The following is a 13,778-nucleotide window of genomic DNA, read 5'->3' as shown; positions in this document are numbered from 1 at the left end:
TTTGCACGCAAATCGGGCAGCCATGAATTCATCATGAAATCAATTACTTAGAAATAGAACTTGTTGTTTTGCACGATATATGACATAAGCATGACCTCGCTGAAAATATGTGGACAGTTGCAGCCTTCCCACTCAAGAATGACCGCCGATGATGATAGATAACCCGACCGACAGCGGCTATGCCGCCCCGCCCGTGCTGACCGTCAGTGCACTGAACCAGGCCGTGGCGCGCCTGCTCGAGCGCTCGTTCCCCCTGACCTGGATCGCGGGCGAGATTTCCAACTTTACGCGCGCCAGTTCCGGCCACTGGTATTTCACCCTGAAGGATGACGGGGCCCAGGTGCGCGCCGTGATGTTCCGCGGCCGCGCCCAGTTTGCCGGCTTCACGCCGCGCGAAGGCGACAAGGTCGAAGTGCGCGCCCTGGTCACCCTGTATGGCGCGCGCGGCGATTACCAGATCAATGTGGAAGCCATCCGCCGCGCCGGTGTCGGCGCTTTATATGAAGCATTCTTGCGCCTGAAGGAAAAACTGACGGCGCAGGGACTGTTCGCCCCCGAACGAAAACGCGCCATCCCGCTGTTCGCGCGCACGGTCGGCATCGTCACCAGCCCGCAGGCGGCCGCCTTGCGCGATGTGCTGACGGCCTTGCAGCGCCGCGCGCCGCATGTGTCCATCATCGTGTATCCCACTCCCGTGCAGGGCCAGCTGGCGCCGGAAAAAATTGCGCTGGCGATCCGCACGGCGTCGCGGCGCGCCGAGTGCGACGTGCTGCTGGTGTGCCGTGGCGGCGGCAGCATCGAGGATTTATGGTCGTTCAATGATGAAGAGGTGGCGCATGCGATCGCCGATTGCGCCATGCCGGTGATCAGTGGCGTGGGCCATGAAACGGATTTTACTATCGCCGATTTCGCCGCCGACTTGCGCGCCGCCACGCCAACGGCGGCGGCCGAACTGGCGGTGACGCCGCGCGCCGACTGGATGAATTCCCTGCGCGCCGATGCAAGCGACCTGCGCCGCGCCATGCGCCGTAGCCTCGACGATGCGGCGCAGACGCTGGACCGCCACAGCCGCCGCCTGCTCAATCCGGCTGCACAGATCGGCCAGCAGCGCTTGAAACTGCTGGCCCTGTCGACCGCCATGACGCACGCCACGCGCGCGCCCCTGAACCAGTCGCGCCATGCATTGGAGCGCGTGCGCGACCGCTGGGCGGCGCAGCGCCCGGAAGTGGGCCTGCTGCGCGCGCGCCTGCACGAAACGCAGCGCCGCAGCGGGGCGGCCATCACGCAGGGGCTGGTCCAGCGGCGTCACAGCCTGGCCGCGCTGGCGGCGCAACTGGAATTGCTGAACCCGCAACGCACCCTGGAACGCGGCTACGCCATCGTGCGCGATGAAAAAGGCGCCATCGTGCGTTCGCCGGCACAATTACACGCCAAACACAAGCTTGATGTGCGGCTGGCCGAAGGCAGCGTCCAGATCGGTATTGCCAGCGTGCAAGCCACGCTGGACTGAGTTGCCAGATGAAACTTGCCGCGCGTAAAACAGCGTGCGGAAGCAGCATTCGGCCATCCGCTTTACAATCATGGCTCGTTCAGCAAGAATACTTGACTCGACAATCTGGCCGGCGGCCAGATTCACGCGATCATTCACATAAAAGGACATCACATGGAACATACTCTGCCACCACTGCCGTACGCAATGGACGCCCTGGCGCCACACATCTCCAAGGAAACGCTGGAATACCACTACGCCAAGCATCACCAGGCTTATGTGACGAACCTGAATAACCTGATCAAGGGTACCGAGTTCGAAGAACTGTCGCTGGAAGAGATCATCAAGAAATCGTCGGGCGGCATCTTCAACAATGCAGCGCAAGTATGGAACCACACCTTCTACTGGAACGGCCTGAAGCCGGCAGGCGGCGGCGCACCAACCGGCGCCGTGGCTGACGCGATCAACGCCAAATGGTCGTCGTTCGAGAAATTCAAGGAAGAATTCACCAAGTCCTGCGTCGGCAACTTCGGTTCCGGCTGGACCTGGCTGGTGCAAAAGGCCGACGGCTCGGTCGACATCGTCAACACCTCGAACGCCGGCTGCCCATTAACCACCGGCGACAAGCCACTGCTGACCTGCGACGTGTGGGAACACGCCTACTACATCGACTACCGCAACCTGCGCGCCAAGTACGTGGAAACGTTCTGGGGCCTGGTCAACTGGGAATTCGTTGCCAAGAACTTCGCGTAAGCGGGTTCCTGTCAACGTACAACAGCCCTCAGCCAAGCAAGTCCCCCAGAAAAACCTGTGTCTCCGGACACAGGTTTTTTTTCGCCCGCTTTTTTACCTCACGCCGGCAGCAAGCCCGCGTACCTGGCGCGCGGCCGTATCAGCGCGTGTTCATGGTATTGCTCCATCGCATGGGCGATCCAGCCGACCAGGCGGCCGATCAGGGCGATCGCCAGCGCATCGCCTTTCAAACCCAGCCGGTAGCCGACAAACATGGCCGGGAAAATAAAATCCATCGTGGCGTGGACGCTGCCCTGGGCCATGCGCTGCGCTGCGCACAGGCGCTGATACAGCGGATCGGCGCCCGCCACGCGTGCCAGGGCCGCCATCAATAGCGTCGTGCGCGGGTCTTCGCCGCTTGCCGCAGCGCTGAAACCGGGCAGCGCTTCGCCATGGCGCAGCCGTTCGACCACGGGCGCGGCGCCATCCCCGGACGCCAGTATTTCTTGCAGAAAACGCGCTGCCACGCCATAGCGTTCGGCCTGGAAGCGTTGCCCCTGCGACGCGATCAAGCCGGCCGTCACGGCCTGGAACGGCGTCACGCCCACATTGGCGACGGCCCGCACGGCATAGGTGATGGGGTCGAATTCATGGTCGGCCACCAGCACGAACAGGGTACGGATCACCTCGTCGTAGCCGGCCGGCGCCTGCAGCACGTTGGCGACAAACAGATGCAGCGGGCCATCGGCCGGTGCATGCGCGCCCACCACCAGCGCGGCAAACCAGCGCAGCACATCGACGCCCGTGCGCGCATAGCCGGCCGGCGTCAGGTCGTAGGCGCGCGGATCGGCCCGTTCAAGCAGCGGGAAGATGGCGCCCGCCTTTTCCAGGATACCTACCCCATCGAGCCCCTGCAGCATGCCCACGCCGATACCCGGCAAGGCGGCCGCCGGCTGGGCAAACCAGTTGTCGAGCGGCTGCTGCCATAACAGCGCGGCCATCGATTCCACCGTCCCTGCCTCGGCCAGCTGGGCCACGTCGCGGCCCCGGAAAAACAGGCGCTGGCCGGTGATGAGGGTAAGGCGCGTGGCGCTGGCCAGCTCCGTTTCGACGGGCATGGCCGGCGCTTGCGGGTCCGGCTTGCCAGCCAGGCGCTCCACATCGGCGCGCCAGTAGCGCCGCGCACGCGAACCGTCGATCTTTTCCGAACGCAGCATTTTGCGGCTGACATAGGCGTACAGGGTCTGCATGTTGACGCCCAACATGGCGGCGGCGTCCCTGGCGGACAGGTAGAGATGGGCTTGCTCCATGGGGTCTGCTCGCTTCCGGCTAAAGGTTGATTATAAAAATCAAGATTGACGATGCTAGCACGGCGGCCTACATTCCTCCAAGTCGCATATACATTGACGACAAGTAGTCAATATAAATCAATATAAAAATCCGGAGACAACCATGATCGCTCTTTGCCGTCAGTTCAACAGGAAAATACCCGCGCTTGCCCTTTGTATCGCCTCAGGCGCCGCAGCCCAGGACACAACAACCTCAACCCGGGCAGAATTGACGCCGGACTGGACCATCACGGCACGGGGCGCCGTCAGCGCCGGCATCGGCGTGCGCACCAGCGCCCAGAAAAGTTCGCTCAAGCCGGGCGGCGCCACCAATAGCGATGACGGCAACCTGAACTATGCCAAGGGCGACACCTTCAGCCGCGTGGTGCAGGGACTGGCCGTGGCCGATATCCAGCATCGCAATGGTACGGGTTTCAAGCTGGGCGCCATGGGCTGGCATGACGACAACCTCCTGCATCACTCCGTACCGCAAGGAAATAATCCCAACGACTACACGCCCGGCCCCCTGTCCGACCGGGGCTTTGCGCCGGAAGCGCGTTTCCAGCATGTGGAACTGCTGGACGCCTATGCCTATGGCAAGCAGGCCACGGCGGGCGGCGCCTTGCACTGGCAACTGGGCCGGCTGCAGCTGGACCGCCTGACGGAGCTGAGTTTCCCCGGCGGCCTGCGCGACCTGGAAACGCGCAATTCACCGGGCGGCAGCCGTCCCGGCGCGTTTCGCGAGGCGGCCATCTTGCCGGTCTGGGCCGCCACCGCCCGGCTCGACGTGTCGCCCGCCCTGCGCCTGCAGGGATTCTGGCAACTGGCGCCGCGCCAGTCGGTGTCGAACGGCTGCGGCACTTTTTTCTCTGGCAATGATTATGCGCAGCAAGGCTGCGACCGCGTGTTTTACAGCGCGCGTCTGACGCAGCAGCAAAATACGGCAAGGGGCCTGTTTTTTTCGCGCGCGCCCGATGTGCTGCCGCAACACCGTCCGGACCAGTTCGGCCTATCTGCCAGCTACCTGCTCAAGGCGCTGGCCACCCGGGTCAGCGTTGCCTTAGCGCACTACCATTCGCGCGAGTCGTACACGGACAGCGTCAAGGGCGTGGGCCTGGGGCCGGCCAGCGGCGGCCAGTATGCGATCGAGTATCCGGGCAATAAAAACCTGCTGGCGCTGAGCACCAGCACCCGCCTCCCCGGCGCGAACCTGGGCTGGTCGAACGAATTGAGTGTCATCGGCAGGCAGCCCGTGCAAATCAATACCAGCGACCTGCTGGCGGCCGGCCTGGGCGCTGGCGGCCCGATGGCGGCCAGCTTTGCGGCAGCGCCCAACCATAGCCTGATCCGCGGCTACGACCGCTACACGGTGCTGCAGCTGCAATCGGGCTTGCGCAAGAGCTTCGACGATATCGGCCGCGGCGTTTCGGCCTTTATCGAAGGCGAAGCGGGTCTCAAGCACGTGGTGGGCCTGATGGATGTCAATCAACGCCATTACGGCCGCCCGGAAACTTCGGATGCCTGCGACACGCCGGCCGCCTGCGCCACCAATGACGGCTACGTCACCAGCAACGCCTGGGCCTACCGCCTGCGCGCAGGACTGGCCTGGCCCAACCCCGCGCCCGGCGTGCTGAAACTGCGTCCCTCGCTGCTGTACGGCCACGACCTGCGCGGCTGGTCCTACGACTACGCCTTCGTGCAGGGCCGCAAGAACGCAAGGCTGGTGCTGGACGCCGACTTCGCGCACGGCCTGTACGCCAACCTGAGCTGGGTGACCAGCTGGGGCGGCCAATTCAATGCGCGCCGCGACCGCGACTATCTGCTGGCCAGCATCGGCAAACAATTTTAACCACCACCAGAGGAAACACATCTTGGAAAATCAAGCTGAAAAACAGCAACGTGAAACAGGTCAACGGGAAATAAGGATCATGGCCGGCAATGGCTGCCTGGGCTCCGGCTTCAAGGAAGCGTCGCTGCGGCGCGGCATCGCGCTCAAGCCCCATGTGATCGCCTGCGACGCGGGCTCGACCGATTCCGGCCCGGCCGCCCTGGGCAGCGGCACGCCGAAACTGTCGCGCGAAGCCTGCAAGCGCGACTTGCGTTTGCTGCTGCTGGCGCGCGATGCACTGGACGTGCCCTTGATCATCGGCTCGTGCGGCACCAGCGGCCGCGATGACGGCGTCGACTGGATGGTCGCCATCGCCGAGGAAATCGCCGCCGAGGAAGGCTTGCACTTCACCCTGGCGACCATCAAGTCGGACCAGCCGGCCGCGTATCTGCAGCAGCGCTGGCAAGAAGGCCGTATTCTGCCACTGGCCGGCGCGCCGGCCATCGACGCCGGCGAGTGGGACCGCAGCCACGTGGTCGGCATGATGGGCACGGAGCCGATCGAAGCGGCCCTGCGCCAGGGCGCGCAAGTGGTGCTGGCCGGCCGCGCCAGCGATTCGGCGCTGTTTGCCGTGGTGCCCGTGATGCAAGGCTTCGATGCGGGCCTGGCCTGGCATGCGGCCAAGACGCTGGAATGCGGCGCCGCCTGCGCCGTGGTGCCGGCCGCCGACGGCATGATCGCCACCATCCGCGACGACCATTTCGACATCGAGCCGCTGGACCTGGCGGCGCGCTGCACGCCGCGCGGCATCGCCGCCCATACGCTGTATGAAAACGCCAATCCCTTCCTGCTGACCGAACCGTCGGGCGTGATCGATACCGAACATGCGCGCTACAGCGCCTTGTCCGAACGGGCCGTGCGCGTTTCCGGTTCGCGCTTCCACCCAGCCGAACGCTACTCGATCAAGCTCGAAGGCGCTTACGCGGCCGGCTACCAGACGGTGATCATCGGCGGCATCCGCGACCCGCACATCATCCGCGGACTCGACGCGCTGCTGCCGAAGGCGCAAGCCTATTTCGACGCCCGCATCGCCGACCTGTTCCAGGGCTCGCTGAAAACTGGCGACTACGACATCCATTACCGCCTGTACGGCAAGGACGGCGTGCTGGGCCAGGCCGAACTGCAGCGCGACGAGGCCGTGCATGAAGTGGGCGTATTGATCACCATCACCGCGCCCAGCCAGGCGCTGGCGACCAAGATCGCCAGCTTCGTGGCCCACGTCAGCGCCCATCTGCCGGTACCGGAATACGAAGGCATCATCAGCAGCATCGCCTACCCGTTCTCGCCGCCGGAAATCGAACGGGGCGCCAGCTACCGCTTCAGCGTCAACCACGTGGTCTTGCCGGACCACCCCTGCGAAATGTTCCGCACCCACCTGATGGAGATCTAAACATGAGCAAACACATCACCACCCTGTTCGATTTATGCAGCCTGGTGCGTTCCAAGAACGCGGGGCCCTTCATGCTGACCTTTGATTTCATGTGTTCCAGCGAAGAAAACTACCAGCGCATCAAGCAAGCCCAGCCGCTCAGCACGGCCATGCTGTCGCAACTGTATGGCGTGCCGGCCGAGCAGATCCTGATCGTTTGCCACGACAGCGCGCTGGCGCTGAAAATCTCGATGCCGCGCCCCACCATCCAGGGCAATCCGGGCGACAACGACTGTTACGGCGGCCAGCAGTATGTGCCGCTGCTCGACGTGCGGGTGCACTAGCATGGCCGGACCGACGAGCACGCTCGATATCTCCGCCCGCCTCGACCGCCTGCCCGGCAACCCCATGCTGTGGAGCTGGGTCGGCCGGCTGTCGCTGGGCGGCTTCTTTGAAATCTACGACCTGGCCCTGACCGCCCTGCTCAGTCCCCTGCTGGTCGGCGCTGGCGTGTTTCGCGCCGGCAGCGACGGCTTGCTGGGCTACCCGGACCAGGCCAGCTTCGCCTTCCTGACCATGCTGGGCCTGTTCCTCGGCTCGCTGGGCCTGTCCGGCGTGGCCGACCGCTACAGCCGGCGCTCGCTGTTCATGGCCTCGCTGCTGTGGTACTCGGCCGCCACCCTGATGATGGCGCTGCAACACACCGCCAGCGGCGTCTGCCTGTGGCGCTTCGTCGCCAGCATCGGCCTGGGGCTGGAACTGGTGGTGATCGAGTGTTATCTGGCGGAAATCACGCCCAAGCGCCTGCGCGGCCGGGTGTTTGCCGTCAGCAAGTCGGTGCAGGTCTGCGCGATTCCCATCGCCGGCTTTTTTGCCCACGCGGCCGGCACCGAAGGCTGGCTGGGCATGCCGGGCTGGCGCTGGGTCGCGCTGGCGCCCGTGGCCGGCGCCCTGATCGTGCTGCTGATACGGCGCAGCATTCCCGAGTCGCCGCGCTGGCTGGAAGCGCGCGGCCGCGAGCGCGAGGCTAACCTCATCGTGCGCAAGATCGAGCGTTATGTCGAACAGCGCAGCGGCCAGCCCTTGCCGCCGCCCGAGCGCATCGCCAGCGTGCCGGCGCCGCAAGGGCGTGCGCGCTATGCCGACATCTTCCAGGCGCCGCACCGGCGCCGCATGCTGATGCTGATCGTCGTCGACTGCGCCTCGTCGATCGCGTATTACGGCTTTGCGCACTGGGCGCCGACCCTGCTGGAACACCAGGGCGTCAATATTACGCGCTCGCTGCTGTACACGGCGGCCATCGGCCTGGCGTATCCGGTCGCGCCGCTGATCGGCGCGCTGTTCGCCGACCGTATCGAGCGCAAATGGCAAGTGGCCATCGTCGGCGTGCTGGGCGCCGTATTCGGCTTGCTGTTCGCCCGGCAAGACAGCGCGGCCATGTGGATAGTGTGCGGCGTGCTGCTGACCATATCGATCGAAATCAAGTCGACTGCCGCACATACTTACCGCAGCGAACTGTTTCCCACCCATTTGCGGGCCAAGGCGGTCGGGCTGATCTACGCGTTCAGCCGCCTGGCCGGTGCGGCCAGCAGCTATGTGATCGCCTTCGTGCTGCTGCGCTCGGGCGTGCCGGGCGTGTTCGCCGTGATCATCGCCCTGCTGCTGCTGAGCGTGGCCGTGGTATTGCGCTTCGGTCCGAAAACGCGCGGCTTGTCCTACGAGGAAATCACGGATGACTTGCCGGCCGGCAACACCGCAAGGGAGGGACTCAAGGCCAGGTAAAGCAGCCCGTTTCACCAGCAAGGCCCCGGGCAGCCATGACTTGCCCGGGGCAATCGAACAGGGGTAGCAAGCGATATTGTTATACGATACGCAAAATTTGATGGTCAAGCGCCTGCTTGCATCAAGTCTGCTTACATCAACACCCTGAGAGAGAAATGAAAAAACTCATCCTCGCCCTGCTCGTGTTTTCTTCCGGCACGGCACTGGCCAATTCTGCCTGCGACCGGCCCAAGGACGATTTCGACGGCCTGTATTGCCTGAACAAGGTATACCAGGAAGCCGATAAAGAGCTCAATGAGAATTACAAAAAGCTCAGCGCCAAGCTGGATAATGCTGGCAAGCAAGCACTGAAGTCCGGTCAATTATCCTGGATCAATGCGCGCAACCAAAGCTGCTCGAAGCACGATGCCGACGGTTTTTATGTCAACCTCGATTGCGCCACCAGGACCACCATCACGCGCTCGCAGTTCCTGCAAGACCGCGTCCGCGAATGCGCCAGCTCGGGCTGTCTGAACAGCAAACTGTGAGCGCCAAACACGAACGAACATGATCTGAGACAATGGCGTCCGGCGCCAATCACGCTATATTATTTTTCCCCCAATTCCAGATTAAGGAGTTGTGTCCATGGCCACACTAACCGAATTACCTATCACACACTGGGACGACAGTTGCAGTACCGAGCAGCAAAACACAGCATTACAAGCACTGGAAGACGGTCACGTCGTACTGCTTCCCCAGTTAAGCTTTGACATGCAGCAAGAAGCAAGCTTGCTGAACGACATGAACAGCATGTCCGGCAAGACCAAGAGCATCAGCTGGGACGCCACGCGCGGCGTGCGCGGCCACGGCGACACCTATGACGCCGGCCTGCTGGCAAGCATGCTGGAGCGCTACGCGACGCAAACGCGCACCCTGCTGTCCAAGCTGCTCCCCATTTATACATCGCAACTGCAGCAGGGCAATACCAGCTATCGCCCGGCGGAAATCGCGGGCCGCAGCATGTCCTGGCGCAAGGACGATACGCGCTTGCACGTCGACAGCTTTCCCTCTTCGCCCACGCATGGCAAACGCATCTTGCGCGTGTTTAGCAATATCAACCCGCATGGCGCGCCGCGCGTGTGGAAACTGGGCGCACCGTTCAGCCAGGTGGCACGGCATTTCCTGCCCGCCACGCCCAAGCCCAGCGCCACTGCGGCAGCGCTATTGCGGTGGATCAAGGTGACCAAGAGCCTGCGCACGCCTTACGATCATTACATGCTGCAACTGCACGACCGCATGAAGGCCGACCTGGCTTACCAGGCGCAGGTGGAACAAGTTACGCATGAGTTCGCGCCGGGACAGACCTGGATGGTGTACACCGACCTGGTGTCGCACGCAGCCCTGCGTGGCCAGCATGCACTGGAGCAAACCTGGCTGCTGCCCGTGTCCGCGATGGGCGACCCCGCCAAATCGCCGCTGGCCATCCTGGAAAACCAGCTGGGCCGCAGCCTGGTGTAGCCGTTTTTTTGCAGCATCAGACAGGCAGAGGGGTCTTGGCCAGGCGCCGCCAGGCCTTGTCCATGCGGCGCTGGCCGTCGCCTCCCTGGGCGCGGGCCGCCAGGTAGCCACGGATAAAGGCGGCGTGCACCTGCAGATCAGCCTGACCATTGGGCAACTCTTGCAATAAACGGTCGGCCACGCGCACGTCATTCATGGCGCCCAGCTCATCCTGCAACACCGACAGCCGCCCTACGTACGGCCGCACTTTGCCAGTGCGGAAGAGCGAGGCAAAGAATTCCGTGGCGTAACGCGTCTTCTTGGCGGCGATGCGCACCCGGTGCCGCTGCTGCGGCGTGGCATGCAGCAAGCGCTTGCCACGTTTCATCAGGCTATGCTGGTCTGCGCGCAAGGTGCGGCGCGCAAACCCTTGCACGCCGGCATCGAGGCGCTGCAACTGGCGTGGCGTGCGGCTGCTACGCCAGTCGCTGCCATGCAGCCAGCGCTGCAAGCCCAGCATCAGCGCCGTGTAGCGGGTCGAAGCAACCGCCTGCGCGGCCAGTGCGTGCTTTTCCTGCGCCAGCCCCTGGGCCGCCTGCGTCAGTTGCGCCAGCGCGCCGGGATCGGGACCGGGACCGGGACCGGGACCGGGACCGGAACCAGCGCCTGCTTCGGCAGCGCCGTCAAGCTGGGCCAGGGTATGGCCGGCCAGCACGTCCCAGTCGCGCGCCTCGCCCAGCGCCCCGGTGAGCCAGTCCAGCTCGTCCTGTAGTATTTCCGGCAAGACCAGCAAGGCCTTGAACATCCCCAGCGCCGAGCGCAGGCGGCGCAAGCCCACGCGCATCTGGTGCAGGCTTTCCACATCCGTTCCCTGTATCACGCCATCCTGGTTGCCGCCCACCTGCTCCAGGCAATTGGCGGCGATGACCTGGAAGACTTGCTCCACCGTCATCGCCGCGTCCAGCAGCAAAGGCTGCGCCTTGCTCGCCTTGAGCGGCTGTGGCGCCGCCAGTCGATAACCGCGCTCGGCCTTGCTCATGTGGCCCAGCTGCAGCGGCACCTCGCGCAGCAGGACCAGCGCCACGTCGAACAGGCTGGCCGCCTGCCCCTGTTTCAATTCCAGTTCGATTTCGCTGACGGGCACCTCTCGCTCACCGCTCGCGATCACGCCCTGGTCGAGCACGCATTCGATATGGTCGCCTTGCGGCGTCTGCAATTGCCATACCGTCCTTTCCATACGCGTAGTAAATACTTCCTGCAAGGCATCACGGATTTCCGGCTGGCGCAACAGCGCGCGCACGGGCTGCTTGCGGCCGATGGCCGCGTCGAGCGCCTCGAGATCGGGCGTGGAGCTGGCCAGCTCACCTTCCCATTCATGGCGGCTGTGCAGGCCGCCGCTCACTTGTCCACCGGCTTTCAAGGTTTGCACCCAGCGCCCGTCGACCTGGCGCACGCGCAGGCCGGCCTGGTGGCGGCACAGTTGCAAGTCCGGCGTATCGACATAGATATCGTGCATCGAGAGTAACTGTGGCGCCTGCGCCAGCAGCGGGTGCGCGCGCAACAGCGGCACATCTTCGGGCGCCAGCAGCAGTTTCAATTCGATTTCCATGATTGCTCCTCGTGAGACTCTTGAAGCGCCATTGTAAAGCGCGCGCAGGGGCGCACAGGGGATACGCAAGCGCGCCCGCACGCAGACTTTGATTTTGCGCCAAAATAAGCGATTCACCGAGTCACAAATGGAGACAACATGACCTATCACGCCGCCGACAACCGTTATGACACCATGCAATACCGTACCTGCGGACGCAGCGGGCTGAAGCTGCCGCTGCTATCGCTGGGCCTGTGGCACAACTTTGGCGACAGCAACAGCCTCGATTCGCAGCGCGACATGCTGCGCACGGCCTTCGACCTGGGCATCACGCATTTCGACCTGGCCAATAACTATGGCCCACCGTATGGCAGTGCGGAAAGCAATTTCGGCAAGCTGCTGCGCGACGATTTCCTGCCTTACCGCGACGAACTGATCATTTCCACCAAGGCTGGCTGGGACATGTGGCCGGGCCCGTATGGCCAGGGCGGCGGTTCGCGCAAGTACGTGCTGGCCAGCCTGGATCAAAGCCTGCAGCGCCTGGGCCTCGATTATGTCGATATTTTCTATTCGCACCGCTACGACGCCGACACGCCGCTGGAAGAAACCATGGGCGCGCTGGCCACGGCCGTGCAGCAAGGCAAGGCGCTGTATGTGGGCCTGTCGTCGTATTCGCCGCAAAAGACGGCCGAAGCGGCCAAGCTGCTGCGCGACTGGAAAGTGCCATGCCTGATCCACCAGCCTTCCTACAATCTGCTCAACCGCTGGATCGAGGAAGATGGCTTGCTCGATACCTTGCAGGACGAAGGCATGGGTTGCATCACCTTCACGGCGCTGGCGCAGGGCTTGCTCAGCGATAAGTATCTCGATGGCGTGCCGCAAGACGCCAGGGTCAACCGTCCGGGCGGCGGCTCGCTGACCAGCAAGCACCTGAGTGCGGAAAACCTGGCCCGCGTGCGCGCCCTGAACGAGATCGCCCGGCAGCGCGGACAAACCCTGGCGCAGATGGCGCTGGCGTGGGTGCTGCGCGACGCGCGCGTGACCTCGACCCTGATCGGCGCCAGCAGCAGCGCGCAAATCCGCGAAAACGTGGCGGCGCTGCAAAACCTGAGCTTCACCGAGGCCGAGCTGCGCGCCATCGACGAGCAGGCGCGCGAGGGCCATATCAATCTGTGGGAAAAACCGTCGCGCGCAAAGTAAGCATCGCCGCAGGTTCACGGCAAGGGCGGCAAGCCCGGCAGCAAGGCGCGCAATTCCTGCGCCACCTGCCGGCGCCGCTCGTGGGTGGCGTAGCGTCCCACGTCCACGTGCCTGCCTGGCGCGGCGATGCGGATCAGCTGGCGCGGGCTGCGCGGCACGCTGATCCGAGCAGACCACGGTTCAAAGCTGCTGCGGCGGCAGCGCCGTGCACTGACTTGCTCGACGAGCAAGACGCCATCGCGCAGGGAAATCTGTTCATAGTCACGCGCATGGCGCTGGTAATACAGCAGCGCGGCGGCGACCGCGCTCAATTCCAGCACGGAAAACAGGGAAATATACCAGTAGCCGCGCAGGGCGAAAGCCAAAGCGATACCGATGGAAAAGAAACACAGCAAGCCATAGGCGCGCAGCAACTGGCGCGCCGTCAAGGCACTGTGACGGATAAACCGCCATTCAGGTTGTTCTCTTGAGCAATCGCGTGGCATGGCGCCTCCCACCACTCCAGCCGGCCAACCGACAAACGGCTATCAACTTCCCATATGCACCAGCGCATGGCCCACGTGCTGCCACCAGTGCGGGCGCGACTTGACCTGCGCCAGGCAGCCTGTATCGAGCTCGGTGGGGAATACGCGATCCTGGCAGGCCTTGGTTTGCAAGGCATAGCGCTGGTTTTCCGCGGCGGTCAGGGCCAGCACCAGCCAGAACGCCAGCGCCAGCAAGATCACCAGCAGGCTCCAGGGCAGATGATTGGTCGTGCTTTTTTCACCAAAGAACTCGCGTGGCCGCGACCCTTCGTACATCGACATCAAGCCTTTTTCTTTTTGATCCGTCATCTGCGCTTACATCCTCTTCAACAATAGAGCCCTGCTGGCCATGGCGGCCTGCTGCCGCCCGGACGTCATTTTACGCTGACGCTCCCGCCCTTA

Annotated in this window: 13 protein-coding genes; 9 read left to right on the top strand and 4 right to left on the bottom strand. The window is 63.8% G+C overall.

All coding sequences use genetic code 11. The annotated features are described in order from the left end of the window. Positions 1-148 precede the first annotated feature (148 nt). A complete protein-coding gene (gene xseA / locus ACL9RI_RS23105; protein WP_422728825.1) occupies positions 149-1,510 on the top strand; it encodes an exodeoxyribonuclease VII large subunit in 1,362 nt (453 codons plus the stop codon). A 153-nt stretch (positions 1,511-1,663) separates the two neighbouring features. Next, complete coding sequence (gene sodB / locus ACL9RI_RS23100) at positions 1,664-2,242, top strand: superoxide dismutase [Fe] (RefSeq protein WP_183678338.1); 579 nt, start codon at positions 1,664-1,666, stop codon at positions 2,240-2,242. A gap of 98 nt (positions 2,243-2,340) precedes the next feature. On the opposite strand, the gene ACL9RI_RS23095 is transcribed toward sodB, so the two are convergent. Further along, positions 2,341-3,531: a citrate/2-methylcitrate synthase gene (locus tag ACL9RI_RS23095; protein WP_422728824.1), complete on the bottom strand. Its 1,191-nt coding sequence runs from the start codon at positions 3,529-3,531 to the stop codon at positions 2,341-2,343. Between the two features lie 142 nt (positions 3,532-3,673). On the opposite strand from ACL9RI_RS23095, the gene ACL9RI_RS23090 reads away from it, so the two are divergent. The 6 genes from ACL9RI_RS23090 (at position 3,674) to ACL9RI_RS23065 (ending at position 10,085) form a co-directional block, all read left to right on the top strand. After that, positions 3,674-5,398, top strand: coding sequence for a DUF1302 domain-containing protein (locus tag ACL9RI_RS23090; protein WP_422728823.1), 1,725 nt, complete (start codon positions 3,674-3,676; stop codon positions 5,396-5,398). Between the two features lie 22 nt (positions 5,399-5,420). Continuing rightward, on the top strand, positions 5,421-6,827 hold the full coding sequence (locus ACL9RI_RS23085) for an acyclic terpene utilization AtuA family protein (RefSeq protein ID WP_422728822.1): 1,407 nt from the start codon (positions 5,421-5,423) through the stop codon (positions 6,825-6,827). Positions 6,828-6,829: 2 nt separating this feature from the next. Continuing rightward, on the top strand, positions 6,830-7,150 hold the full coding sequence (locus ACL9RI_RS23080) for a DUF4387 domain-containing protein (RefSeq protein WP_422728821.1): 321 nt from the start codon (positions 6,830-6,832) through the stop codon (positions 7,148-7,150). 1 nt (position 7,151) lies between these two features. Continuing rightward, entirely contained in the window at positions 7,152-8,588 is a 1,437-nt protein-coding gene (locus ACL9RI_RS23075) for an MFS transporter (protein WP_422728820.1), read from the top strand. A 155-nt stretch (positions 8,589-8,743) separates the two neighbouring features. Further along, positions 8,744-9,115 carry a lysozyme inhibitor LprI family protein gene (locus tag ACL9RI_RS23070; protein WP_422728819.1) on the top strand — a complete coding sequence of 124 codons (372 nt, stop codon included), beginning with the start codon at positions 8,744-8,746 and terminating at the stop codon, positions 9,113-9,115. Between the two features lie 97 nt (positions 9,116-9,212). Further along, positions 9,213-10,085, top strand: a complete 873-nt coding sequence (locus ACL9RI_RS23065) for a Kdo hydroxylase family protein (protein ID WP_422728818.1) — start codon at positions 9,213-9,215, stop codon at positions 10,083-10,085. Positions 10,086-10,101: 16 nt separating this feature from the next. Here ACL9RI_RS23065 and ACL9RI_RS23060 read toward each other — a convergent pair whose 3' ends face one another. Next, positions 10,102-11,673: a CHAD domain-containing protein gene (locus ACL9RI_RS23060; RefSeq protein WP_422728817.1), complete on the bottom strand. Its 1,572-nt coding sequence runs from the start codon at positions 11,671-11,673 to the stop codon at positions 10,102-10,104. A gap of 138 nt (positions 11,674-11,811) precedes the next feature. Between ACL9RI_RS23060 and mgrA the strand changes: the two genes are divergently transcribed. Beyond that, entirely contained in the window at positions 11,812-12,852 is a 1,041-nt protein-coding gene (gene mgrA / locus ACL9RI_RS23055) for an L-glyceraldehyde 3-phosphate reductase (RefSeq protein WP_422728816.1), read from the top strand. 14 nt (positions 12,853-12,866) lie between these two features. On the opposite strand, the gene ACL9RI_RS23050 is transcribed toward mgrA, so the two are convergent. Continuing rightward, positions 12,867-13,337: a DUF2244 domain-containing protein gene (locus tag ACL9RI_RS23050; RefSeq protein ID WP_422728815.1), complete on the bottom strand. Its 471-nt coding sequence runs from the start codon at positions 13,335-13,337 to the stop codon at positions 12,867-12,869. A gap of 42 nt (positions 13,338-13,379) precedes the next feature. Further along, the gene (locus ACL9RI_RS23045) at positions 13,380-13,685 is read right to left on the bottom strand and encodes a hypothetical protein (protein WP_422728814.1); all 306 of its coding nucleotides are present in this window, start codon (positions 13,683-13,685) and stop codon (positions 13,380-13,382) included. Positions 13,686-13,778: the final 93 nt, after the last annotated feature.

It is taken from the genome of Janthinobacterium sp. Mn2066 (assembly GCF_049319705.1).
In the GTDB taxonomy this organism is placed as follows: Bacteria; Pseudomonadota; Gammaproteobacteria; order Burkholderiales; family Burkholderiaceae_D; genus Janthinobacterium.
The sequence above is the reverse complement of the archived record's forward strand: the minus strand, read 5'-3'. Positions and strand labels throughout refer to the sequence as shown.

What these genes read in the sequence shown, in the direction of transcription:
- ACL9RI_RS23080 (WP_422728821.1), top strand. Translation starts at nt 6,830, where the DNA reads ATGAGCAAACACATCACCACCCTGTTCGATTTATGCAGCCTGGTGCGT.
- ACL9RI_RS23075 (WP_422728820.1), top strand. Translation starts at nt 7,152, where the DNA reads ATGGCCGGACCGACGAGCACGCTCGATATCTCCGCCCGCCTCGACCGC.
- xseA (WP_422728825.1), top strand. Translation starts at nt 149, where the DNA reads ATGATGATAGATAACCCGACCGACAGCGGCTATGCCGCCCCGCCCGTG.
- ACL9RI_RS23060 (WP_422728817.1), bottom strand. Translation starts at nt 11,673, where the DNA reads ATGGAAATCGAATTGAAACTGCTGCTGGCGCCCGAAGATGTGCCGCTG.
- ACL9RI_RS23050 (WP_422728815.1), bottom strand. Translation starts at nt 13,337, where the DNA reads ATGCCACGCGATTGCTCAAGAGAACAACCTGAATGGCGGTTTATCCGT.
- ACL9RI_RS23045 (WP_422728814.1), bottom strand. Translation starts at nt 13,685, where the DNA reads ATGACGGATCAAAAAGAAAAAGGCTTGATGTCGATGTACGAAGGGTCG.
- ACL9RI_RS23090 (WP_422728823.1), top strand. Translation starts at nt 3,674, where the DNA reads ATGATCGCTCTTTGCCGTCAGTTCAACAGGAAAATACCCGCGCTTGCC.
- mgrA (WP_422728816.1), top strand. Translation starts at nt 11,812, where the DNA reads ATGACCTATCACGCCGCCGACAACCGTTATGACACCATGCAATACCGT.
- ACL9RI_RS23065 (WP_422728818.1), top strand. Translation starts at nt 9,213, where the DNA reads ATGGCCACACTAACCGAATTACCTATCACACACTGGGACGACAGTTGC.
- ACL9RI_RS23070 (WP_422728819.1), top strand. Translation starts at nt 8,744, where the DNA reads ATGAAAAAACTCATCCTCGCCCTGCTCGTGTTTTCTTCCGGCACGGCA.
- sodB (WP_183678338.1), top strand. Translation starts at nt 1,664, where the DNA reads ATGGAACATACTCTGCCACCACTGCCGTACGCAATGGACGCCCTGGCG.
- ACL9RI_RS23095 (WP_422728824.1), bottom strand. Translation starts at nt 3,531, where the DNA reads ATGGAGCAAGCCCATCTCTACCTGTCCGCCAGGGACGCCGCCGCCATG.